Source organism: Allobosea sp. P4_E12, assembly GCF_056401655.1.
Map to the genome: position 1 here is coordinate 19,677 of NZ_JBFUIY010000015.1, position 22,254 is coordinate 41,930.

At 66.5% G+C, this 22,254-nt stretch carries 22 protein-coding genes; 15 read left to right on the forward strand and 7 right to left on the reverse strand.

Annotation, left to right across the window (positions count from 1 at the left end; translation table 11 throughout):
- Positions 1 to 32 precede the first annotated feature (32 nt).
- Together AC1DW9_RS19535 and AC1DW9_RS19540 are read left to right on the forward strand one after the other, a co-directional pair.
- Positions 33 to 1,010: a Bug family tripartite tricarboxylate transporter substrate binding protein gene (locus AC1DW9_RS19535; protein WP_441504751.1), complete on the forward strand. Its 978-nt coding sequence runs from the start codon at positions 33 to 35 to the stop codon at positions 1,008 to 1,010.
- A 72-nt stretch (positions 1,011 to 1,082) separates the two neighbouring features.
- Entirely contained in the window at positions 1,083 to 2,192 is a 1,110-nt protein-coding gene (locus AC1DW9_RS19540) for an isocitrate/isopropylmalate dehydrogenase family protein (protein WP_476776836.1), read from the forward strand.
- Between the two features lie 90 nt (positions 2,193 to 2,282).
- Here AC1DW9_RS19540 and AC1DW9_RS19545 read toward each other — a convergent pair whose 3' ends face one another.
- From AC1DW9_RS19545 to AC1DW9_RS19560, 4 genes are all read right to left on the reverse strand, one after another.
- Positions 2,283 to 3,524 carry a L,D-transpeptidase family protein gene (locus tag AC1DW9_RS19545; protein WP_441488700.1) on the reverse strand — a complete coding sequence of 414 codons (1,242 nt, stop codon included), beginning with the start codon at positions 3,522 to 3,524 and terminating at the stop codon, positions 2,283 to 2,285.
- A 318-nt stretch (positions 3,525 to 3,842) separates the two neighbouring features.
- Positions 3,843 to 4,355: a transcriptional regulator LdtR gene (gene ldtR, locus AC1DW9_RS19550; protein ID WP_441488701.1), complete on the reverse strand. Its 513-nt coding sequence runs from the start codon at positions 4,353 to 4,355 to the stop codon at positions 3,843 to 3,845.
- Between the two features lie 309 nt (positions 4,356 to 4,664).
- The gene (locus tag AC1DW9_RS19555) at positions 4,665 to 5,123 is read right to left on the reverse strand and encodes a DUF6163 family protein (protein ID WP_441488702.1); all 459 of its coding nucleotides are present in this window, start codon (positions 5,121 to 5,123) and stop codon (positions 4,665 to 4,667) included.
- Positions 5,124 to 5,126: 3 nt separating this feature from the next.
- The gene (locus AC1DW9_RS19560) at positions 5,127 to 6,182 is read right to left on the reverse strand and encodes an enoyl-CoA hydratase/isomerase family protein (RefSeq protein ID WP_441504753.1); all 1,056 of its coding nucleotides are present in this window, start codon (positions 6,180 to 6,182) and stop codon (positions 5,127 to 5,129) included.
- Between the two features lie 181 nt (positions 6,183 to 6,363).
- On the opposite strand from AC1DW9_RS19560, the gene hemB reads away from it, so the two are divergent.
- From hemB to AC1DW9_RS19600, 8 genes are all read left to right on the forward strand, one after another.
- Positions 6,364 to 7,437, forward strand: a complete 1,074-nt coding sequence (hemB, locus tag AC1DW9_RS19565) for a porphobilinogen synthase (RefSeq protein ID WP_441504754.1) — start codon at positions 6,364 to 6,366, stop codon at positions 7,435 to 7,437.
- Positions 7,438 to 7,562: 125 nt separating this feature from the next.
- On the forward strand, positions 7,563 to 8,894 hold the full coding sequence (locus AC1DW9_RS19570) for a branched-chain amino acid ABC transporter permease (protein ID WP_476776838.1): 1,332 nt from the start codon (positions 7,563 to 7,565) through the stop codon (positions 8,892 to 8,894).
- 14 nt (positions 8,895 to 8,908) lie between these two features.
- Positions 8,909 to 10,153 carry a threonine ammonia-lyase gene (locus AC1DW9_RS19575; protein WP_441504756.1) on the forward strand — a complete coding sequence of 415 codons (1,245 nt, stop codon included), beginning with the start codon at positions 8,909 to 8,911 and terminating at the stop codon, positions 10,151 to 10,153.
- 69 nt (positions 10,154 to 10,222) lie between these two features.
- Entirely contained in the window at positions 10,223 to 10,696 is a 474-nt protein-coding gene (locus tag AC1DW9_RS19580) for an RDD family protein (protein WP_441488707.1), read from the forward strand.
- A 76-nt stretch (positions 10,697 to 10,772) separates the two neighbouring features.
- Positions 10,773 to 11,528 (forward strand): arginyltransferase, encoded by a 756-nt coding sequence (locus AC1DW9_RS19585; protein WP_441504757.1) that lies wholly within the window; start codon positions 10,773 to 10,775, stop codon positions 11,526 to 11,528.
- 120 nt (positions 11,529 to 11,648) lie between these two features.
- On the forward strand, positions 11,649 to 12,299 hold the full coding sequence (locus tag AC1DW9_RS19590; protein WP_441488709.1) for an RraA family protein: 651 nt from the start codon (positions 11,649 to 11,651) through the stop codon (positions 12,297 to 12,299).
- Between the two features lie 66 nt (positions 12,300 to 12,365).
- Positions 12,366 to 12,683, forward strand: coding sequence for a UxaA family hydrolase (locus tag AC1DW9_RS19595; RefSeq protein WP_441488710.1), 318 nt, complete (start codon positions 12,366 to 12,368; stop codon positions 12,681 to 12,683).
- The gene (locus AC1DW9_RS19600; RefSeq protein ID WP_441488711.1) at positions 12,680 to 13,879 is read left to right on the forward strand and encodes a UxaA family hydrolase; all 1,200 of its coding nucleotides are present in this window, start codon (positions 12,680 to 12,682) and stop codon (positions 13,877 to 13,879) included. Before AC1DW9_RS19595 ends, AC1DW9_RS19600 begins: the two co-directional genes overlap by 4 nt.
- A gap of 169 nt (positions 13,880 to 14,048) precedes the next feature.
- On the opposite strand, the gene AC1DW9_RS19605 is transcribed toward AC1DW9_RS19600, so the two are convergent.
- Positions 14,049 to 14,459, reverse strand: coding sequence for a universal stress protein (locus AC1DW9_RS19605; RefSeq protein WP_476776839.1), 411 nt, complete (start codon positions 14,457 to 14,459; stop codon positions 14,049 to 14,051).
- A gap of 367 nt (positions 14,460 to 14,826) precedes the next feature.
- Between AC1DW9_RS19605 and AC1DW9_RS19610 the strand changes: the two genes are divergently transcribed.
- The 5 genes from AC1DW9_RS19610 to AC1DW9_RS19630 all read left to right on the forward strand — a co-directional run bounded on the left by AC1DW9_RS19610 (position 14,827) and on the right by AC1DW9_RS19630 (position 18,875).
- Positions 14,827 to 15,042 (forward strand): DUF2336 domain-containing protein, encoded by a 216-nt coding sequence (locus tag AC1DW9_RS19610; protein WP_441488843.1) that lies wholly within the window; start codon positions 14,827 to 14,829, stop codon positions 15,040 to 15,042.
- 70 nt (positions 15,043 to 15,112) lie between these two features.
- Positions 15,113 to 15,496, forward strand: coding sequence for a hypothetical protein (locus tag AC1DW9_RS19615; protein ID WP_476776840.1), 384 nt, complete (start codon positions 15,113 to 15,115; stop codon positions 15,494 to 15,496).
- Positions 15,497 to 15,529: 33 nt separating this feature from the next.
- Positions 15,530 to 16,882 carry a PepSY-associated TM helix domain-containing protein gene (locus AC1DW9_RS19620; RefSeq protein WP_441488714.1) on the forward strand — a complete coding sequence of 451 codons (1,353 nt, stop codon included), beginning with the start codon at positions 15,530 to 15,532 and terminating at the stop codon, positions 16,880 to 16,882.
- A gap of 191 nt (positions 16,883 to 17,073) precedes the next feature.
- Positions 17,074 to 18,066: a DUF2336 domain-containing protein gene (locus AC1DW9_RS19625; protein ID WP_476776841.1), complete on the forward strand. Its 993-nt coding sequence runs from the start codon at positions 17,074 to 17,076 to the stop codon at positions 18,064 to 18,066.
- Between the two features lie 203 nt (positions 18,067 to 18,269).
- Positions 18,270 to 18,875: an outer membrane protein gene (locus AC1DW9_RS19630; RefSeq protein WP_441488716.1), complete on the forward strand. Its 606-nt coding sequence runs from the start codon at positions 18,270 to 18,272 to the stop codon at positions 18,873 to 18,875.
- A gap of 257 nt (positions 18,876 to 19,132) precedes the next feature.
- On the opposite strand, the gene parC is transcribed toward AC1DW9_RS19630, so the two are convergent.
- Both parC and recO read right to left on the reverse strand, forming a co-directional pair.
- Positions 19,133 to 21,379, reverse strand: a complete 2,247-nt coding sequence (parC, locus tag AC1DW9_RS19635) for a DNA topoisomerase IV subunit A (protein WP_476776842.1) — start codon at positions 21,377 to 21,379, stop codon at positions 19,133 to 19,135.
- A 122-nt stretch (positions 21,380 to 21,501) separates the two neighbouring features.
- Positions 21,502 to 22,230 (reverse strand): DNA repair protein RecO, encoded by a 729-nt coding sequence (gene recO, locus AC1DW9_RS19640; RefSeq protein ID WP_476776843.1) that lies wholly within the window; start codon positions 22,228 to 22,230, stop codon positions 21,502 to 21,504.
- Between the last annotated feature and the right edge of the window lie 24 nt (positions 22,231 to 22,254).

The window sequence follows — 22,254 nt, forward strand, 5'->3', positions numbered from 1 at the left end:
CGACGGGCAACGATCGACGGGAGGAATTGACGATGCGGAGAGTTGCGGGACTGCGGCTGGGCGCGATGCTCGGAGCGATGCTGGGCATGTTCGGCGCCGCCCAGGCCCAGGACTGGCCGAGCCGGCCGATCACCATGGTGGTGCCCTATGCCGCGGGCGGCGGCACGGACGTGATCGCACGGGCCGTGGCCGAGAAGCTGCAGTCGCGCCTCGGCGTCGGCGTCGTGGTCGAGAACCGCGCCGGCGCGGGCGGCAATCTCGGCACGACGGCCGCGGCGCAGGCGCCGGCCGATGGCTATACCGTGCTGATCAGCAATATCGGCCCGATGGCCGTGAACCCGAGCCTGTTCAAGAATCTCAAATACGATCCGGCCGAGGTGCTCGAGCCCGTCACCCTGATCGCCAAGGCGCCGCTGCTCCTGCTGGTGCATCCGTCGGTCAAGGCCAACTCGGTCGCGGAGCTGATCGCGCTCTCGAAGGCGCAGCCGGAAGGCCTGACCTACGGCACGGCCGGCCACGGCTCGGCCAACCATATCGCGACCGCGCTGTTCGAGCTGATGGCGCAGACAAACCTGAAACATGCCGCCTATCGCGGCGCCGGCCCCGCCCTCAACGACCTGATCGGCGGCCATATCCCGATGATGTTCGCGACCCTGCCCTCGGCGATCGGCCATGTGCATGGCGGCACCTTGCGGGCGCTGGCCGTCACCACCGCGGAGCGCGCCCCTGCCCTGCCCACGGTGCCGACGCTCACTGAGGCCGGGGTGCCCGGCTACGAGGCCAGCGGCTGGTATGGCGTCTTCGTCCGCAAGGGCACGCCGCAGCCGATCATCGACCGGCTGCGCAGCGAGGTCGCGACCATCATCAACCTGCCCGAAGTGCGCCGGAACCTCGAACTGGAAGGCGCGCAGCCGATCGGCAACACGCCGCAGGAGTTCACGGCCTTCGTCAAGGCGGAGCGTGAGAAATGGGCGAAGGTAGTCGCGCAAGCGAACATCAAGGTCGAATAATCCCTGCTGCCCGGCCCGCGCGGCGGCGCGCCGGCCGGGCAGCTCCATCCCTGTTCCGGACGCAGCCCTGCAATGACCGATACATCACCGAAAAACGCCCCCTTGCAGCTTCTCGTCCTGGACGGAGACGGCATCGGCCCCGAGATCAGCGCCGCCACGATTCGCGTGCTCGACGAGGCCAGCCAGCTGTTCGGCTTCGCGCTCAGCTATGAGCATGCCGAGATCGGCTTTGCCGCGCTCGGCACGGTCGGCTCGACCTTCCCGGAGAGCGTCTTCGAGGCCGCGCGTCGGGCCGATGGCGTCATTCTGGGGCCCGTATCCCATAATGACTACCCGCCGGCCGAGAAGGGCGGACTCAATCCCTCCGGCCAGCTGCGCAAGCGGCTCGACCTCTACGCCAATATCCGCCCTGCCCGTTCGCGCGAGGGTTTTGAGCCGCGCTGCGGCAAGCCGCTCGACCTCGTCGTGGTGCGCGAGAACACCGAGGGCTTCTATTCCGACCGCTCGATGCATCTCGGTCCCGGCGAGATGATGCCGACGCCGGACCTGGCTCTCTCCTTCCGAAAGGTGACGCGACAGGCCTCGCTGCGCATCGCCGAGAGCGCCTTTGCCCTTGCCCGCCAGCGCCGGCGCAAGGTCACGGCCGTGCACAAGGCGAATGTGCTGCGGATCTCCGACGGGCTGTTCCTGGAATGCGTGCGTTCGGTCGCCGAACGCTATCCCGACGTCGCCTATGAGGAGAAGATCATCGACGCGATGGCGGCGCTGCTTGTCCGCGATGCCGGGGTGTTCGACGTCATCGTGACGACCAACATGTTCGGCGACATCCTCTCCGACCAGGCCTCGGAGATTTCGGGCAGCCTCGGGCTGGCCGCGTCGCTCAATGCGGGGCAGGACCATGCGGTGGCCCAGGCGCAGCATGGCTCGGCTCCCGACATCGCCGGCCGCGACCTCGCCAATCCCTGTTCGCTGATCGGCTCGGCCGCGATGCTGCTGAACTGGCTGGGGGAGCGCAGGCAGGACCCGGCGCTGCTGCGTGCCGGCCAGGCGATCGAGGCTGCGCTCGACCGCACGATCCGCCTGCCGGAGCAGCGCACGCGCGACCTCGGCGGAACGCTCGGGACCAGGGCCTTCACCGAGCGCGTCGTCGCCGTGCTGCGGGAAGTCGCGACGGCGGCCTGAGAGCAGCGCCCGACCACAGCCCATTGGACGCCAAATGAAAACGGCCCGCCAGAACCGGCGGGCCGTTTCAGGATGAGAGAGCGCTTGCTCTCAGATGTTCTGGTCTTCCTGCAGCGCCGCAACCGGCGCCGGGCCCAGGCCATCCTTGTTGTAGATGTCGTCGCGGAACTGCACGCCGCCATCGGGCGTCGCCCAGGCGGTGATATAGACCCAGTAGCACGGCACGGGATTGCTGATCCGGGCGTTGATGCGCTCGCCGGACTGGATCACCTCGTCGATCTTGGCGCGATCCCAGCCGGGCGTCTCCTTGAGCAGCCAGGCGATATAGTCGCGCACGTTCTGGACGCGGATGCAGCCCGAGGAGACGAAACGGAAATCGTCGCCGAAAATGCCCTTGGCCGGCGTGTCATGCATGTAGACGCCGTGCGGGCTCGGGATATTGATGCGCACGAAGCCAAGCGAATTGAACTCGCCGCCGGGATCCTGGCGGAAGGTGTAGCGGGTGGCCTCGTCCGAATTCCAGTTGACGCGATCGGGCGCGATCTCGCCGGCAGGGCCGATGATGCGGATCTTGTTCTCGGTGAGGTAGTTCGGCTCCTTGCGCATCTTCGGGATCAGATCCTTGCGGATGATCGAAGCCGGCACGGTCCAGGTCGGGTTGAAATTGACCTCGGGGATCTTGGTCTGCAGCAGCGGCGACTGCCGGTCGGCCTTGCCGACGCCGGCCGCATGGCGGGTCGCGACATGGCCATTCTCGACCGTCTCGACCGAGGCCGCCGGGATATTGGCGACGACATAGCGGTTGCCGAGATTGCCCGACCAGGAGCGCAGGCGCACCACATTGGTCTCGAGCTGGCGGATACGCCGCTCGATCGGCACGTTCAGGGCGGTCAGGGTGGCGCGATTGATGGCGCCGGTCGTCGAGAGCCCGACGCGCGACTGGAAGCGGCGCACTCCGGCTTCGACATAGGAGTCATAGATATTGCTGGTGCCGGCAGCAGAATCGAGATCGCCGGTGATGATCAGGCGCTGGCGCAGCGCGACCACGCCGGGGCCGCGCGAGCCGACGCCAAGCTTGTCAGTCAGCTGGATCGGGGTCCAGCCGCCGCGGGCGGCAAGGTCGCGATAGGCGACGATCGCTTGCTCCGTCGCCTGCAGCGTCTCGGAAGACAAGGTCGGGGTCGAGGACCGGGCAACAGCATTGCGAGCGCCTGAATCATAGCTCTGGCGCCACTCCGCCTGCTGAGCCCAGGCTGGCGCGGTCGCGGCCGTTGCTGCACCCGAAAGCAGTGCCAGCACGGTTTCGCGGCGGGTCAGGCTGAAATTCGACATCGTATCCCTCTTCCCTCGTCCTCAAGGAGCAAGACCGCGCCTTAGCGCCGCAAACAACAAGACCGGCTCCGCCATGGACGGCGGCCCGGTTGCGAGCGACGATCCAATACCACAGTTAACGTCTCGTGATGAGCGCGGCGTTTTTAGGGCATTGGCGACGAAGGGGAAGCAGGGAATGCAGCATGGGCGCCCTGCGTCGCGAAACTGCAACAGCAGCAGACCCGAGCAATAGCGGCCCGAAAGACTCCCGCAGCGAGGGCGGGAGTTTGCAAGTTCAGGTCAGGTCAGCGCCGATTGTCTGGCGGTTCAGGCCAGAAATCAGAGCTTGTAGCGGATCTGGTCGGTCCAGAAGCGCTCGAGACGCAGCAGCGCGTTGTTCATGCGCTCGAAGTCATCGGCCGCGATGCCACCGATCTGCTCGACCGTCTGGACATGCTTGTCGTAGACGCCCTTCACGAGATTGTGCACCTCGTGGCCCTTCTCGGTCAGGCTGATGCGGACCGAGCGGCGGTCGATGCGCGACCGGGCATGGTGCAGGTAGCCGAGCTCGACCAGCTTCTTGACGTTGTAGGACACGTTCGAGCCGAGATAGTAACCGCGCGTCCGGAGCTCGCTGGCGCTGAGCTCGGCATCGCCGATATTGTAGAGCAACAGCGCCTGGACGCTGTTGACGTCGTCACGGTTGCGGCGCTCGAATTCATCCTTGATGACATCGAGCAGGCGGCGATGCAGCCGCTCAACCAGGGTGAGGGACTCAAGGTAAAGGGGCTTCACCTTGAGTTGAACTTCTTCCGACTTCACAGGAGCCAAAGTCTTTACGCTCGTTGTCATGGTATATCCCGCCTGTTGCATGCCGGCCAGGATTTATCTCCCGGTCCGCTTCTGAAAACACCATAGGCCGGACCGATGAAAACGAGTTTAAATATCAGGATGAATCGGAGATTTACCCCTTTGGGTGAATCGTAAGTGAAGCCAGAAACGCTTAAGCTAAAGCGTTTGTTACCATGACTCGACGCAATCGACGCGCTTTCGGGCCAAACGGGGCTCTCCGCGCCAGGGCCCGGGGGCCCGCCTGAACAGCGCCATTGCCGGGGGCCCGGGCCGCGTGTCGCGCGCACGGCAAGCCCGCACCGGCCGGTCTCAGGTCTCCTCGTTTTCCGCCGCCCAGGTGGCCAGGAAATAGGCGGCCATCAACCCGACATAGGTCGCGATCAGATAGGGCGTCACCGGCAGCAGCCGCGGGAAGAAGAAGCCGAGCAGCAACTGGCTGACCGCGGCCAGGAGCCAGAGCACCCCGCCCCAGGTGCTGGTCAGCCAGAGCCCGACCGCGGCGACGAGATCGATCACCGCGAAATAGACCGTGATCGCCTGATAGCTCAGCAGCTGCGACTCGAACGGCGTCTGCCCCTCCATGCCGATGCCGAAGATCACGGCCCAGGCCATCAGCCCCTTGGCCATCCAGGCGAGCGACAGCAGGCGGAGCAGCCAGACCAGCACGCGCCGCCAGCGGGTCAGCTTGCTCTTCTTCTCCTCGAGGCCGGCCGAGCCGATGACGCGCTGCCCGCGCAGGGGCTCGGCATCTCCCCTCCCCATTCCCATCGCTCAATGCTCCAGGACGAGTTCGTTCGCGCCAAGCGAAGCGAAGTAGTGCGCGATCGCCTGCGGATCGACCTCATCGAGCGTGGCCGGCTGCCAGCGCGGGGCATGATCCTTGTCGATCACAACCGCCCGCACGCCTTCATAGAAGTCATGGCCCTCGGCAATGCGCGAGACGATGCGGTACTCGGTGCGCATCGCCTCGGCGAAATCGAGCCCCGCCCCGCGGCGCATCTGCTCGAAGGCGATGGCAATGCTGGTCGGGGATTTGACGGCAAGCGTCTGCAGGGTCTTGCCGGCGAAGGCATCGCCAGATTCGGCCTTCAGCTTCAACCGCGCCCTGATGCCGTCCAGTTCGGAGGCGCCAAAGCATTCGGTGATGGTCGCGCGCTCGGCAGCGAGCTTTTGCGGGCCGGGATCCTGGGTGTATCCGGCCAGGATCTCGTCGATGGCGCCGCGGCCGGTCAGGGCATCGGCGAGTTCCGCCATCCGGCTGCTCGGTACGGGATGGGTCGCAAGACCCAGCGCCAGGGCGTCCGCGGCCCCGACACGGTCGCCCGTCAGGGCGAGATAGATGCCGGCTGCGCCTTCCAGGCGCGGCAGTGCATAGGTCGCGCCGACATCCGGGAAGAAGCCGATGCCGACCTCGGGCATGGCGAAGAGGTAGCGGTCGCCGGCGATGCGATGGCTGCCATGGAGCGAAATGCCGACGCCGCCGCCCATGACGATGCCGTCGATCAGCGCGATATAGGGCTTGGGATAGTGCTTGATACGGTGATTGAGGATGTATTCCTCGCCCCAGAAGGCGAGCATCTCGCCCTGACGGCCGGCTCGGCCGAGATCATGCAGCGAACGGATGTCGCCGCCCGCGCAAAAGGCCTTCTCGCCAGCGCCCATCACCACGATGCGCGTCACCTGCGGGTCATGCTCCCAGGCATCGAGCGCGCGTGCCAGTTCGCGGACCATGACCAGGCTCAGCGCATTCAGCGCCTTGGGACGGTTGAGGATGACGACACCCGCCGCGCCCCGGATTTCGCAAATGATCTCTGGTTCCTGCGACATGCCGTGCTGATCCCTGATAACAGGGTCCGGTTCTGGGCCGGGGCTCGGGCGCTTGTCAACGCGCGGCGCTGCGTTGCCCTGAGCGCATGGTTGCGACCATCCACCTCTATTTTGGAACGGTTCCGATGTGCTAAGCATCCGGCAAAGGACAAGCCAACGCGCCCAGGCGGCGGAGGATTTTATGGCATCTCGGGTTGTAAGGCCGTTTCCGGCGCCCGTCGCGCGGCAGGATGATCTGCCGGCCACTGCTCTGCGCAGCAAGGATTCGCTCGACCTGACCCGCCGGATGCGGCGCAACCGCAAGGCCGAATGGTCGCGCCGGCTGGTGCGCGAGGCGGTCCTGACCACGAACGACCTGATCTGGCCGATCTTCCTGGTGGATTCGAGCGAGGCCCGCTCCGCTGTCGAGTGGATGCCGGGCGTCGACCGGCTGAATATCGAGGAGGCGGTGCGCCAGAGCGCCCATGCCGCCAGCCTCGGCATTCCGGCGATCGCGCCCTTTCCCTATGTCGAGAAGTCGTTGCGCGACGCGACGGCGTCCGAAGCGCTGAACACGCGCAACCTGATGTGCCGCGCCGTGCGCGCCATCAAGGCCGAGGTGCCCCAGATCGGCATCATCTGCGACGCCGCGCTCGATCCCTACACCTCGCATGGGCACGACGGCGTCATGGCGGGCGAGCGCGTCCTGAACGATGCGAGCGTGCGTATCCTGACACAGCAGGCGCTGGCGCTGGCCGATGCGGGCGCCGATGTCATCGCCCCCTCCGACATGATGGACGGCCGCGTCGGCGCCATCCGGGTCGAACTCGACGAGGCCGGCTTCGAGGACGTCCAGATCATGGCCTATGCGGCAAAATACGCATCGGCCTTCTACGGTCCGTTCCGCGATGCGATCGGTACCAATGCGACGCTGATCGGCGACAAGCGCACCTATCAGATGGACCCCGCCAATTCGGACGAGGCCATTGCAGAGGTGGCGCTCGATCTCGAAGAGGGCGCCGACATGGTGATGATCAAGCCCGGCATGCCCTATCTCGACGTGATCGCCCGCGTGAAGGACCATTTCCGGGTGCCGACCTTCGCCTATCAGGTATCCGGCGAGTACGCGATGATCCAGGCCGCCGCCCTGAATGGCTGGATCGATGGCGACAAGGCCATGATGGAGAGCCTGATCGCGTTCAAGCGCGCCGGCGCCGACGGGGTGCTGAGCTATTTCGCGCCGCGCGTCGCCGAGAAGCTGAAGGTTTGCGGCTGAAAGCGGCTGGCTGAAATGCGTGCGCCTCGGAGCGCACCGCCTCACGTCACGGGAGACCGGCAAAGCGCTGAATTGCGCGACGCATCGAGTATCAACGCGTCGCAACTGGCGCTAGCCTCCGCGCAATGCGCGCGCTCCTCCCGATTCTCATTGCCTTGCTGCTGACCGGCTGCAGCGAACGCTTCGATACGGACCAGACGCGGCTTTGCCGCCAGGCGATCCCGGCGCTCAACGCGCCGGACGCGCGGATCACCATCGACCGCGCGACCAATGGCCCGCGCGCCAATACCTTGCGCATCCTCTACCATGTCGAGACCGGCGGCGGCCCGGCGCGCCAGCGCATGATCGATTGCCTCTTCGCCGGCGAGGGCGCGGGTCTGCAGCGCGGCGCGTTGCTCGGTGTCGCGGTCGACGGACGGCCGATGAACGATGCCAGCTTCTACCTGCTCCGGCGCTTCTACCTCGAGAACCGCGAGGAACCGCCGGTCGATCCGGGCTCGGCCCGCATCGACGGCCTGCCGCAGCTCCCGCCCGGCCTCGCCTATGCCCTGCAGCAGGGCTTGAGCGCCCTGCCCTCGGCCGCGATCTACGCACTGCTCGCCTCGGCCTATGCGCTGATCTATGGCCTGACCGGGCGCATCATCCTGAGCTTTGGCGAATTCGCCGCGCTCGGCGCGCTCTCAGCCGTGATCGGCGTGGCGCTGTTCATCTCGACGGCGATCTCGACGCCGGTCTCGGGGCTGCTGGTCGCCTTCGTCGTGGCCATGCTGGTCGCGGCCTTTCACGGCTTCGCCATGGGGCGGTTCGTGCTGCGCCATCTCGAGCGCGCCAGCGGCCAGCAGATGCTGATCGCGACGATCGGGCTCGCGATTGCGCTGTCTGAATATCTGCGGCTGGCGCAGGGGCCCGATCTGCGCTGGCTGCCGCCGGTCTACAACGAGCCCTGGCCGCTGGCCCGCTCCGGCAGCTTCATCGTCACCGCAACCCCGGTCGGACTGGCGCTTGCGGCCGGCGGCCTCAGTGCCGCGCTCGGGCTCGTGCTGCTGATCCGCTATTCCGCCTTCGGCCGGGCCTGGCGCGCGGTCTCGGACGATTCCGGCACCGCGGCGCTTTTCGGCGTCAACGCGCGTGCCGTGCATGACCGGGCGCTGATCCTCGCCTGCGCGGCCTGCGGCGCGGCCGGCGTCATCGTCACCGCGATCTATGGCGGCATGGGCTTTGCCGGCGGCTTCACGCTCGGGCTGAAGGCGCTCGTCGCCGCGATCCTGGGCGGCATCGGCTCGGTCGCCGGCGCCTGCCTTGGCGGCCTCAGCATTGCGCTCTTCGAGGTCATATGGTCATCAACCATGCCTATCGAACAGCGCGACATCGCCGTCTATAGCTTGCTCGCCGTGGTGCTGATCCTGCGCCCCGGCGGTTTCTTCGGCGAGGGCGCGATTGCGCCTCGTCAGGTCTGAACGGAACTCCACGCATGAGCGAGCCTTTCTCGATCACTCCCGCCGATATCGAAGCGGCCGCACAGCGTATCGAGGGGCATGTGCTGCGCACGCCGCTGGTGCCGGCGCCGCGCCTGTCCGAGCTCACCGGCGCGACCGTGCTGGTCAAGCACGAGAACATGCAGGCGACGGCCTCCTTCAAGGAGCGCGGCGCGGTCAACAAGCTGCTTGGCCTGACGGAAGCCGAGAGGGCCCGCGGCGTCATCGCCATGTCCGCCGGCAACCATGCACAGGCCGTCGCCTATCACGCGCGCCGCTTCGGCATTCCGGCGACCATCGTGATGCCGGAGACGACGCCGCTGGTGAAGGTCGAGAACACAAGGGCCCATGGCGCCCGCGTCGTGCTCTATGGCGAAACGCTCTACGAATCGGCCGTGCGCGCCCGCGAGCTGGCGCAGGCCGAGACCCTGGTCTTCGTGCATCCCTATGACGATGCCGCCGTGATGGCGGGCCAGGGCACGATCGCGCGCGAAATGCTGGCCGATGCGCCCGATCTCGACGTGCTGATCATCCCGCTCGGCGGCGGCGGGCTGATGGCCGGCAACGCGATTGCGGCCAAGGCCCTGAAGCCGGAGATCGAGCTGATCGGCGTCGAGGCCGAGCTCTATCCCTCCTTCTACAACGCCGTGAATGCCGAGGACCGGCCGATCGGTGGCGCGACCCTGGCCGAAGGCATCGCAGTGAAGACGGTCGGCGAACTGACCTTGCCGATCGTCTCCAGCCTGGTCTCCGATATCGTCCTTGTCGGCGAGGACCTGATCGAGCGCGCGGTCAATGCCTATGCCAGCCTGCAGCATTCGCTGGCCGAGGGCGCCGGCGCCGCGGGGCTCGCCGCAATGCTGAAGGAGCCGGAGCGCTATCGCGGCAAAAAGGTCGGCCTCGTGCTCTGCGGCGGCAATATCGACACGAGGCTGCTCGCCGCGATCATGGTGCGCGAGCTGGAGCGCGAGGACCGCATCGCCGCCTTCCGCCTCACCGCCAGCGACCGGCCGGGCCTGCTCGGCAAGGTCGCGAGCCTGCTCGGCGACCACGGCGCCAACATCCTCGAGGTCAGCCATGGCAGGCTCTTCCTCGACGTGCCGGCCAAGGGCGTGACGCTCGACGTCACCGTCGAGACGCGCGGCGAGAGCCATACGCGCGCCATCGAGGAGGCGCTGCGGGCCAATGGCTTCCAGCCGCGCCGTATCTTTCCGCGTGGCCTTGCGGAACAAGACCGCTGATCAAACATTATGGCGGCGGAGCGCACCACCACCGGATGCGCCCCCCGGAACAAAGGATCTCGACCTTCGATGAGCGAACGCAGCTATCAGCAACCCGCGATCACGCCGATCGAGCAGCGCCCGCTGCAGAATGTCAGCGGCGTGCTGGGGTCGCGCCTGTTCGCCTGGATCGGCGACATCATCGCCCTGTTCATTCTGGGCTGGCTCGTGGTCGCGCTCCTGATCTTCCTCGGCCTCGTCACCTTCGGCGCGACCTGGCTGCTCCTGCCGATCGCGACGGTGGCGACTGCGCTCGGCTATGCGGCGCTGACCATCGGCGGCCGGAAACAGGCGACCTGGGGCATGCGCATGGCGGGCCTCAGGGTCGAGACCGTCAATGGCGGCCGTCCCGACGGGCTCGCAGCCGCCGTCCACGCCCTGCTGTTCTATGTCGCGGCAGGCACGGTCGCGCTCTGGGTGCTCGATATTCTCTGCGGTTTGGTGCGCGATGACCGCAGGCTCGGCCACGACATCCTGACGGGACTGGTCGTCGTTCGCGCCTGATCGTCATCGCAACTCTTGTTGCCGGCTGCGCTGCTGCTACACTCGTGGTTCAGGTCGTTTCCGGAGCGATACGAACGTGACGCGCCCGTTGCGGGATGCCCCGCAATTCTATCTGACGTCACCGACCTCCTGCCCGTATCTGCCCGGGCGGGAGGAACGCAAGGTGTTCACCCACCTTGTCGGCGGGCGAGCGCGCGACCTCAACGACGTGCTCTCGCAAGGCGGCTTCCGGCGCTCGCAGAGCATCGCCTATCGGCCCGCCTGCGAGACCTGCCGCTCCTGCGTCTCCGTCCGCGTCTGCGTCGACGACTTCCGGCCGTCGCGCGGTTTCCGGCGCGTGCTCGCGCGCAATTGCGACCTGATCGGCGAGGAGCTGCCGCCGGAGCCGCGCTCCGAGCACTACTCGCTGTTCCGCAGCTATCTCGACGAACGCCATCCCGATGGCGGCATGGCCTCGATGTCGGCCCTCGATTTCGCGATGATGATCGAGGACACGCATGTCGAGACCAACCTGATCGAGTACCGCCGGCGCGGCCCCGATAGCGGCTTCACCGGGCGCGGCGTCGGCGATCTTTTTGCCATGGCCCTGACCGACCGCCTGAATGACGGGCTTTCCATGGTCTATTCCGTGTTCGACCCGATGCTGGAGCAGCGCTCGCTCGGCACCTTCATGGTGCTCGACCATATCGAGCGGGCCCGCAAGCTCGGCCTGCCCTATGTCTATCTCGGCTATTGGGTCGATGGCTCGCCCAAGATGGCCTACAAGGCCCGCTTCCTGCCGCAGGAGCGCCTCTCGCCCCAGGGCTGGGAACGGGTCGACTCGAACACCTAAACCGTTTGAAACGCATCGTCGAGGCGCGAAAAACGCGCTTGCGGCCCCTGCTCCCGGCCGGCACCTTGGCCGCAATGGCAGCGCGTCCCGGCGCGACGAAGCCCTGATACGGAGGAAGCCTTGAGCGATCAACTGACCGAGCGGCTGGAACGCTGCTATACCGGCATCATCCACGATGTCATGCGCGCGATGGGGCTGAAGGAGTTCACGCTCCCGTCCGATCTGAGGCCCCTCCTGCCCGGCCAGAAGCTCGCCGGCCCGGCCTTCACCGTCGAGGGCAAGACCGATCCGGATTTCGACGCGCATGAGACCCTGCTCGGCTGGACCGGCCTGCTCTCGCGCGCCAAGCCCGGCCATGTCTGGGTCTGCCAGCCCAATACCGACGAGGTCGCGCTGATGGGCGAGCTTTCGGCCGAGACGCTCAAGAACAAGGGCGTGCGCGGCTGCGTCATCGACGGCCTGTCGCGCGATACCGAGTTCATGGTCGACATGGGCTTCCAGGCCTATTTCCGCGCCTATACGCCACGCGACATCGTCGGATTCTGGATGCCGAAGACGATCGACGAGCCGATCAAGATCGGCTCGGTCTGGATCCGGCCCGGCGACTACATCCTCGGCGACCGCGACGGCATCGTGCGCATTCCCGTCGAAGTGATCGAGGAGGTGCTCGAGAAGGCGGAGACGGCGATCTCGGCCGAGAACAAGGTCCGCACCGCGATCCTCGCCGGCACGGACCCGCAGGAAGCCTATCTCCAGTTCGGCAAGTTCTGATCGCTTGCGGCCTGCCTGCCCGGTCGCGCGGACTGACGCGGCCGGCTCCTCCAAGGAGTTAAGCCCATGGCTCAGCACGATCCCCGGCTCATCCTGCTCGATCCGCGCGACAACGTCTTTGTCGCGCGGATGCGGCTCGCCGCCGGCGAGACCGTGGAAACCGGCGCGGGCCCGGCCGTGCTCGACCGTGATATCGCGCTCGCCCACAAGGTCGCGCGAAAGCCGATCGTCACCGGCGAAAAAATCCTGAAATACGGGGCGCCGATCGGCGTGGCGACCGAAGCGATCGCGCCCGGCCAGCATGTCCATGTTCAGAACATGAAGAGCGACTACACCCCGACCTATCATCTCGAAGACGAGCGCAAGGCGGGAGCCGTCCCATGAACGACATGCGCGGCTATCTCCGGTCCGACGGGCGCAAGGGCATCCGCAACACAATCGCCGTCGCCTATCTCGTCGAATGCGCGCATCACGTCGCGCGCGAGATCGCCCTGCCCTGGCGCGAGAACGGCGTCCATGTCATCGGCTTTCCCGGCTGCTATCCCAATGGCTATGCCGAGAAGATGATGGAGCGGCTCTGCACCCACCCCAATGTCGGGGCCGTGCTGCTGATCTCGCTCGGCTGCGAGAGCTTCAACAAATATGCGCTCGAGCGGGTCGTGCGCGCCTCGGGCCGGCCGGTGAAGACCATCATCATCCAGGGCACCGGCGGCACGCGCAGCTCGATCAAGGAGGGCCGCGCCTGGGTCGAGGCCGAGCGTGCGCGTCTCGACGAGCAGGAGACCGTGCCGATGGCGCTCAGTGAGCTCGTCGTCGGCACCGTCTGCGGCGGCTCTGACGGCACCTCGGGCATCACCGGAAACCCTGCGGCCGGCCGCGCCTTCGACCTGCTGATTTCGGAGGGCGCCGCCTGCATCTTCGAGGAAACCGGCGAGCTGATCGGCTGCGAACACATCATGGCGGCGCGCGCCGTGACACCGGAACTCGGCGAGGAACTGGAGAAATCGGTCGCCAAGGCGGCCCGCTACTACGCGACGCTCGGCTATGGCTCCTTCGCCGCCGGCAATGCCGAGGGCGGATTGTCGACGATCGAGGAGAAGTCGATGGGCGCCTATGCCAAATCGGGGGCATCGCCGATCTCGGGCCTGATCAAGCCCGGCGACATCCCGCCCCATGGCGGGCTCTATCTGCTCGATGTCGTGCCCGATGGCGAGGTGCGCTTCGGCTTCCCGAACATCAACGACAATGCCGAGATCGCGGAGCTGATCGCCTGCGGCGCCCATTGCGTGCTCTTCGTCACGGGCCGCGGCTCGGTCGTCGGCTCGGCGATCTCGCCGGTGGTCAAGATCTGCGCGAATCCGGAAACCTATCGCCGGATGGCGGACGACATGGATGTCGATGCCGGGCGGATCCTCGAGGGCCGCGCCGGGCTCGACGAGGTCGGCCGCGAGATCCGCGACCTCGTCATCTCCTTGGCCAAGGGCGGGAGCACCAAATCGGAGGAGCTCGGCCACCAGGAGTTCATCCTGACCTATAAGAGCTTCGAACCGCTCGGGCCGGCCTGCCTGCCGGCGGCGTGACGAGGGAGCGTGGGCGGTTCGTGCCCGATGGGGCGCCATGGCACTGCCTAAGCTGCCGGCAGGGTTTAAACCGCTGATATAGTGTATGATTCTCAGCGTATACTGTTACACATCGACCCCGAAAGAGCTCCAAAACCGCCGGAAACGGGGCAACGTCAGGGAGGATCGACTACCGGATCACCAGAACAGGGATAGTCGTACTTGCCAGCACCTCCAACGTCTGGCTCCCGAGCACGACCCTCTGCACGCCACGCCGGGCATGAGTAGACATCACGACGAGATCACAGCCGTTGAGCTTGGCCAATCGCACGATTGCCGCAGCTGGAGAAACATCGGTCTCGTGTTCCAGATTTACCGTGACGCCCTGTTCGGAAGCGCTTTGCTCAATGGAGGCTATGCGTTCCTTCATGAACGCATCAATCTGCTGGCGGGCTGCGTGCGAGATCTCCGGCCGCAGAGGTTCTGAAACGGTCAGAACCGTGACTTTAGCTCCGAGCGGTTTGGCGAGCGCCAAGCCATGTTCAAGACCCTTGCGAGCAAGTTCGGAGTCGTCTGTGGCGATCAGAATGTGTTTGTACATTTGCCCTCTCCGGCAGGGATTGCGCCGGCATACTGGATGACATTGATCGGTAGGCAAGCGCTTCCCGACTGAACCATTGAGCGAGCCAGCGCGCATACTGATCGTCAACAGCTGTCTCTGGCCAAAGGCCGCTGGATAGCGGGGTCCCGGGCCGGCATGCATCCGCAGCATGCCGCACCGTCGGTCGCACCGAAGAAAATTCTTCCTTATCCGGAAAAATCCGCGACGGACTTGAGACTTGAGCCCTTGAAGGCGCATTAGGCGAGATCGCGCTGCGTTCGCTGCCGCATCTCGAGGACGAGGCGCGCAAGGCCTATGCCGGCCATGCCGCTGCGGTGCCCCGCCTCGGGCTGAAGCTCCCTCGGGGCTGACCGACACCGACCTCGCCACGATCCCAGTGAGCCCGTCGCAGCACCATCTCGCGGCGATCGCCGAGCGCACCCGTCTCTCGGAAAGCGTCACCGACATTCTCGTCCAGCGCGGCGACCGCACGGTGCTGCACATGGTCAGCGCCCATGAAGGCGCGCATTGCTCCGGCAAGAGCTTCGAACCGCTCGGCCCCGCCTGCCTGCCGGCGGCGTGACCACGGGGCGCAGGCGCTTCATTCCCTTGGGTTATTGACCGCCGGCCTGCCGCGCCGTAGCGCTGCAGGCATGGGCGCGACGGCGACAGGGGCGAGATGGGGGCGCGGCATCGTTGCCGTGCTCTGCGCCTATGCGCTGTTTCTCAACGCGGTCCTGATGTCGATCGGCGCGGGGCTCTCGGCCGCTCCCTCGCCCTTTCCGCGGCATGTCCTTTGTGCCCCCGGCGGATCGTCCGAACCGACGGCGCCCGCGAGCCCGGAGCAATCCAAGACCTGCTGCGCGCTCGGTTGCCTTGCGGGTAGCAGTGGCGCCCCTCCTGTCGCTGCCGCGGCGCTGCCGCTCCGCCGCAGCATCAGTGTCGCAAGAGACGTCACCTACCCGCCCGCACCGCGCATCGATTCCGGCCGCAGCGTCTACCCGCTTGGAGCGCGCGCGCCGCCTGCCCTGGCCTGAAACCAGACTTCCCCTTCAGGACAGGACACTCTCATGACCATCGTTTCATCGACGCAGGCAGCGCCTGCGCGCGCGGATACACGCGCCGCCTCCCTCTACCGCGCCGTCTGGCGCTGGCATTTCTATGCCGGGCTGTTGACGCTGCCCTTCCTCATCCTGCTCGCGGTCACCGGCGGGCTCTATCTCTTCCGAACCGAGATCGACGGCCTGGTTCATCGCGATCTCAAGCGGGTGGAGATGCGATCGACCGCCCCCGCCCCTGCGACAACACTGGTCGCCAACGCGCTTGCGGCCTTTCCCGGCAAGGCCGTGAAATTTGTACCCGCGGCAACAGCATCGTCAGCCGCGGAAGTCACCGTCCGGGACGCCACTGGCGCGCGCAAGGTCGTGCATGTCGCCCCCTATGACGGGCGTGTGCTTGGCGAGATTCCCGACAAGGGCACGGTGATGTGGGTCGTGCGACAGATCCACAGCCTCGCCTATTTCGGGCCGGTCGCGAATGGCGTGATCGAGATCGCCGGCGGCTGGTCGATCCTGCTGGTCGGGACCGGGCTCTATCTGTGGTGGCCGCGCGGCCGCAAGGGCGGCGTGGTCTCGCTGCGTGGCGATGCCGGCAAGCGCGTCTTCTGGCGCGACCTGCATGCCGTCACCGGCGCCTTCGCCGGCGTCTTCATCGTCTTCCTGGCGATCACCGGCATGCCCTGGTCCGTGCTCTGGGGCGACCAGGTCAATCGCTGGGCCAACGGGCATAATTTCGGCTATCCGGCCGGCATCCGCGTCAACCTGCCGATGTCGGATGAGCATCTGCACCATGCCGGGCCGACCTCATGGTCGCTGGAACAGGCGCGCGTGCCGAAATCGATCGCGACGGCGGCAGCGCCGATCAGCCTCGACACGGCCGTGGCGAGGTTCGACGCGCTTGGCCTGGCGCGCGGCTACGCCATCAACCTGCCGGCCGGTCCCAACGGCGTCTTCACCGGTTCTGTCTACCCAAACGACCTGTCGCAGCAGCGCGTCATCCATCTCGACCAGTATAGCGGCGCGCCACTGCTCGACATGTCCTTCGCGGATTACGGCCCGCTCGGGAAATGGCTGGAATGGGGCATCAACGTCCATATGGGTCAGGAATTCGGCCTGGCGAACCAGCTCTTCATGCTGGCCGTCTGCCTCGCGATCATCCTGCTTTCGGTCTCGGCCGGGGTGATGTGGTGGAAGCGGCGTCCGGCCGGGTCGCTCGGCGTGCCGCCCCTGCCGCCCGAGCGCCGGACGCTCTACGGCGTCTTCGCCATCCTGGCGGTCGGCGGGCTGGTCTTTCCGCTCGTCGGCGCGTCGCTGATCGTCATGCTGGTGGTCGACCGCTGCCTCTGGCCGAGGACCGCGCGATAGCGGCATCGCGGGCCGGCATGCATTCGCGGCGTGCCGGCCCGTTGAACACGCAGAAGAAAATCCTCGCTTCCCGCGAAAATCCGCGACGGATTTAAGACTAAATCAAACCGGACCGGCGCAGGTTGCGGATACTTGCCTGACGCGTATCTGGGGGGCCAATGCTGAGTTCTTTGACACGGATGCCCTCCGAGATGTCCTCGGAGGCACGCCGGCAGCTGCTCAATGCCGTCACGGACCTTTTTCTGCTCGACCAGGATCCGACCGAGCCCTCCAAGGCGCATTACGGCGAGATCGCACTGCGCTCGCTGCCGCATCTCGAGGACGAGGCGCGCAAGGCCTATGCCGGCCATGTCGCGGCGGTGCCGAGCCTGCCGCATGAGGTGGCGGTCACGCTTGCCGGCGACGCCGATTCCGAGGTCGCACGCCTCGTGCTGAAGCTCTCCCCGGTGCTGACCGACACCGACCTCGCTGCAATCGCGGTGAGCCAGTCGCAGCACCATCTCGCGGCGATTGCCGAACGCGCCCGCCTCTCGGAAAGCGTTACCGACATTCTCGTCCAGCGCGGCGACCGCACTGTGCTGCACACGGTCAGCGCCAATGAAGGCGCGCATTTCTCCGACAAGGGTTTTGACACGCTGCTGGAACGCGGCGGCAAGGATGCTGAGATCGGTGGCGCGCTGGCCAGGCGTTCCGACCTGACACCGAACCGGGCCAGCCGCGTCCTGGAGATCGTCGAGGGGCTCAGCGGCGGCTCCGGGCTGTGGTCCAAGCCCGCCGACGAGGCCGCGACGCTTGCCCGCCGTGCACGCCAGCAGCGGCTGGAGGTGAAGCTCCTGCTCGCCGATCTCGGCGCAGGCAAGCGCGAGCTCGACGAGATCGTGAGCATGCTGGCCGAGGAGGACCGGGCCTATCACCTTGCCGAGGTGATCGCGCAGGCCTCGGGCATCACCAACGAGCAGGCGCTTCGCGTCCTGCTGCAGCGCGATGACAGCGGCATCGCCGTGACCTGCCGCTCGCTGAATCTCGGCATTGCGGCCTTCAAATCCGTGCTGGAACTGCGCTCGCGGCGGCTGCTCTTCGGCGCGCGCGATGCCGAGGGCGACCTGAAGAACTATGCCGGCCTCGACATCGCCACCGCCGAGCGGACGCTGCGTTTCCTCAAGCTGAAGACGAAGATCGGCTGAAGCATCGGCCCGAAAGTGGATTGCGGTTTTCGGGGCAAAGCCGATGCAAAGATAGAAGGCTGCATCATCGGACCGGATACGATATCCGGTCCGACGATCCAGGGACGAGCGGCCTGGGGGCCGCTTCCGCCACAAATCCGCGACATTCACGCGACCTTCTGCTAGGCTTACGCATAGGGGTTTGCCGAGAGGATGCCTTCGACGTGAGACTACCGATCCTTTCCGGCGCGCTCTGCGCGCTTGCGCTCAGCTCTGGTGCCTCACAGGCGCAAGCCTATCTGCCCTTCACGGGCTTTGCCGCCGTGCCGTCCTTCGCCTGGTCGGAGCCGACGCTGGCGCCCGGCGGTGTCAAGTGGGAAGGCTCCTATGCCCGCATCTCCACGGGCTTCCAGGTGACCAGCGCCAAGGGACTGGGCACGTCGGCCGGCCCGACGATCGGGCTCGAAGGCGGCAAGATGTGGCGCGATGGCGACTTCCTCTACGGCGTCATCGGCGCACTCGAATACGCCCCTGCGATCGGCGGCTACGGCACGCCGAGCTTCAACACGGCGGCCTGGACGCGCGATGTCGTCGGCGCCTTCCAGCTCAAGGCCGGCGTGTTCGCAACCGAGAACGTGCTGCTCTACACCAAGGTCGGGCTCGCTGCCGGCAACGAGACCTGGCGCTATGGCGCGACGCCCTTCAGTTCGCCGTTCAACCGCAGCGAGATCGCGGTCAGGCCGGAGGCCCGTGCCGGAGTCGAATGGGCGGTGACCAACAACCTGACGCTCGGCCTCGAGGTCGGCGTGGTCGGCCAGGCGATCAGATAGGTCCCTCCTCCCGGCGCCCTGGCCGGGACTGCCCGCCTGGCTGAGAGATTGATTCACAGACCTGAGAAACTGATTCAACGCCCTGCCGCGTTGATTCAAGGCGCCTGGTCAACAGGTTGATAAAACGTTACTTTTTACAGCCGTGAAACACGGACAAGAGCGCAGGCGAACGCGCGCCTTTGCATGGCCTCGTCTGCATTTGCCGCCGCAGCCAAACGGGCAGATGCCCGGGCATCAAGCCCGGGCAAGGCACAGCTTCAGCCGCCGAACCTGTTGTTCTTCGGAAAGCCCTTGGGCGGCAGGCGGCCCGATTCCGCACGGTGGCCGAGCCACTCGAGCAACTCGGCCGCCCCGACCGTCCAGGTCCGGTTCGAGGTGTCGAGCCAGGTCAGGCCCTCGGCCAGCTTGAAGGTCTTGGCGTCGGAGACGCCGCCATCCTTGTAGCGCTGCAGGCGCACGCCCTTGCCGCGCCCCATCTCCGCGACCTCGGAGAGCGGGAAGCAGAGCAGCTTGCGGTTCTCGCCGATGATCGCGACATGGTCGCCCTCCGCCGGAACGGCGAGCAGCGCCTTGACCGGCTCGGTGACGTTGAGCACCTGGCGACCCTTGCGGGTATTGGCCACGACATCGTCGCTGGGGGCGACGAAGCCGCGCCCATCCGTCGTCACCATCAGGAGCTTGAGGCCCGGCCGGTAGGGGAAGGCGGAGACGATGTCGGCCGTCTCCTCCAGCTCGATCATCAGGCGGATGGGATCGCCGAAGCCGCGGCCGCCCGGCAGCTTGGAAGCCTCCAGCGTGAAGACCTTGCCGTTCGAAGCCAGCACCAGGAGCTTCGCCGTGGTCTCGGTGTGGAAGCCGAGCTGCAGCGCGTCATCACCCTTGAAGGACAGCGTCGAGAGGTCCTGGACATGGCCTTTCAGCGCCCTGATCCAGCCCTTCTTGGAGACGACGACCGTGATCGGCTCGCGCTCGACCATGGCCTGCGTCAGGTCGATATCGGTCGTCTCCGGCATATCCGCGAAATCGGTGCGGCGCTTGCCGATCGCGGTTTCCGGGCCGAAGAGCTTCTTCACCTCGCGGATGTCCCAGGAGATGGTCTTCCACTGCGTCGCCTCGGAGGCGAGCAGCCCCTCGATCTGGCCCTTCTCGGTGGTCAGTTCGTCGAGCTCGGTCTTGAGCTGCATCTCCTCGAGCTTGCGCAGGGCGCGCAGGCGCGTGTCGAGGATCGCATTGGCCTGGACCTCGCTGAGCTCGAAATAGCGCATCAGCTCGATCTTCGGCTCGTCCTCCTCGCGGATGATCTTGATGACGCGGTCGAGGTCGAGATAGACGATCAGCAGGCCGCGCAGGATCTCGAGCCGCTTCTCGATCTGGCCGAGGCGGAAGCGCGAGCGGCGCAGCAGCACCTCGCGGCGATGGTCGAGCCAGGCGCGCAGGGCCTCGTTGAGGCCGAGCACCCGCGGCACCAGCCCGCCGGTCAGCACGTTCATGTTCATCGAAATGCGCGATTCGAGCTCGGTGAGCTTGAACAGCGATTCCATCATCAGATTGGCGTCGACGGCGCGGCTGCGCGGCTCGATGACGACGCGGATGTCCTCGGCCGACTCGTCGCGCAGATCCCCGACGAGCGGCAGCTTCCGATCGTTCAGGAGCTCGGCGATCTTCTCGATCAGCCGGCCCTTCGAGACCATGTAGGGGATCTCGGTGACGACAGCGAGCCAGGTGCCACGGCCCTGGTCCTCGACATGCCAGCGCGCCCGGGTGCGGAAGGCGCCGCGCCCGGTGCGATAGGTCTCGGCCATCGAGGCCCGGGTCTCGACGATGATGCCGCCGGTCGGGAAATCCGGCCCGGGCACGAAGGTCATGAGCTGCTCGGAGGAGGTCTCCGGATGCTGGATCAGATAGAGCGCGGCATCGCAGAGTTCGGCGGCGTTGTGCGGCGGGATCGAGGTCGCCATACCGACCGCGATGCCCTGCGAGCCATTGGCCAGCAGGTTGGGGAACGCCGCCGGCAGGACGATCGGCTCCTCGTCCTCGCCATTATAGGTCTCGCGGAAATCGACCGCGTCCTCCTCGATCCCGTCGAGCAGGAGGCGCGCGACCTCGGTCATGCGCGCTTCGGTATAGCGGTAGGCAGCGGCGTTATCGCCGTCGATATTGCCAAAGTTGCCCTGGCCGTCGACGAGCGGGTAACGCTGGGCGAAATCCTGCGCGAGGCGCACCAGCGCGTCATAGACCGACTGGTCGCCATGCGGGTGGAACTTACCGATGACATCGCCGACGATGCGGGCGCATTTCTTGTGCACCTGGCCGGGGTCGAGGCGCAGCAGCCGCATCGCATGCAGGATGCGGCGATGGACGGGCTTAAGGCCGTCACGCGCATCCGGCAGGGCACGGTGCATGATGGTGGACAGCGCATAGGCGAGATAGCGCTCTTCGAGCGCCGATTTCAGATCGATGCGCTCGGTCTCGTCCTCCGGTGGCGGCTCGACCGGCTTTCCCATGTGTCACTCAACCTCGATCTACGTTGCAGCCGCCGGGAAACGCCGGCCGCGAATCACTTCCTATGACGATGCCGGCCCGATGCAAGCCGCGCAAAGCGTCATACCCGCAAACGCGCCAGAAATCAGTGAATTCGTGCGACCAGCTCCAGCAGCCGCGCGCGCTCCGGCGACTCGAGCAATCCGCGCGGCTCAAGCAGATGGCGGCGCAGGAAGAAGCCGGTCAGGGCAAAGCCCGCCGCGATATCGGCGGCCGAGGGTTGCCGCCCGCCCTGCCCTTCGCTGAGGAAGCGCGGCAGTGCCAGCAGACGATCCTGATAGGGCTCGGCCACCGTGCGGCTGACCGCCTTGCCCGATTTCGGCGAGACATGGGTGAGGTCGTCGGGCGAGCCGGTGACGGCGCAGCGCGTCAGATCAAGCCCGAAGCCGAGTTCGGCCAGCATCGCGACCTCGAACCGTACGACAAGGGCCGGCGCCAGGGTCAGCTCGTCGAGATGTTCGATCAGCACCGCCAGCCCCTCATGCAGGGCCGGATGCGGATCGCGCTCCGGCAGCAGCCGCAGCAGGGCGGAGATCACCCCCAGCCCATAGAGGGCGACGGGCGCCGCCATCAGTCGCGCCGCATGCGAGGTGATGAGCTCGACCTTGTATTCGCCGAGATGCTCGTCGAGCCTGGCCCGCCAGGTCAGTGAGACCGCATTGCCGGGCTGCAGCACCGGCTGCGCCCGGGCCGAGCGCCCTCCGCGCACGAGCCCGAGATGGCGGCCATGCAGACGCGTCAGCACCTCCAGGATCACGGCATTCTCGCCGTGCTGCCGGACGCCGATGATGGTGCCGTCGTCGCTCCACTCCATGACAAGGAGTTAGGCGGCGCATCC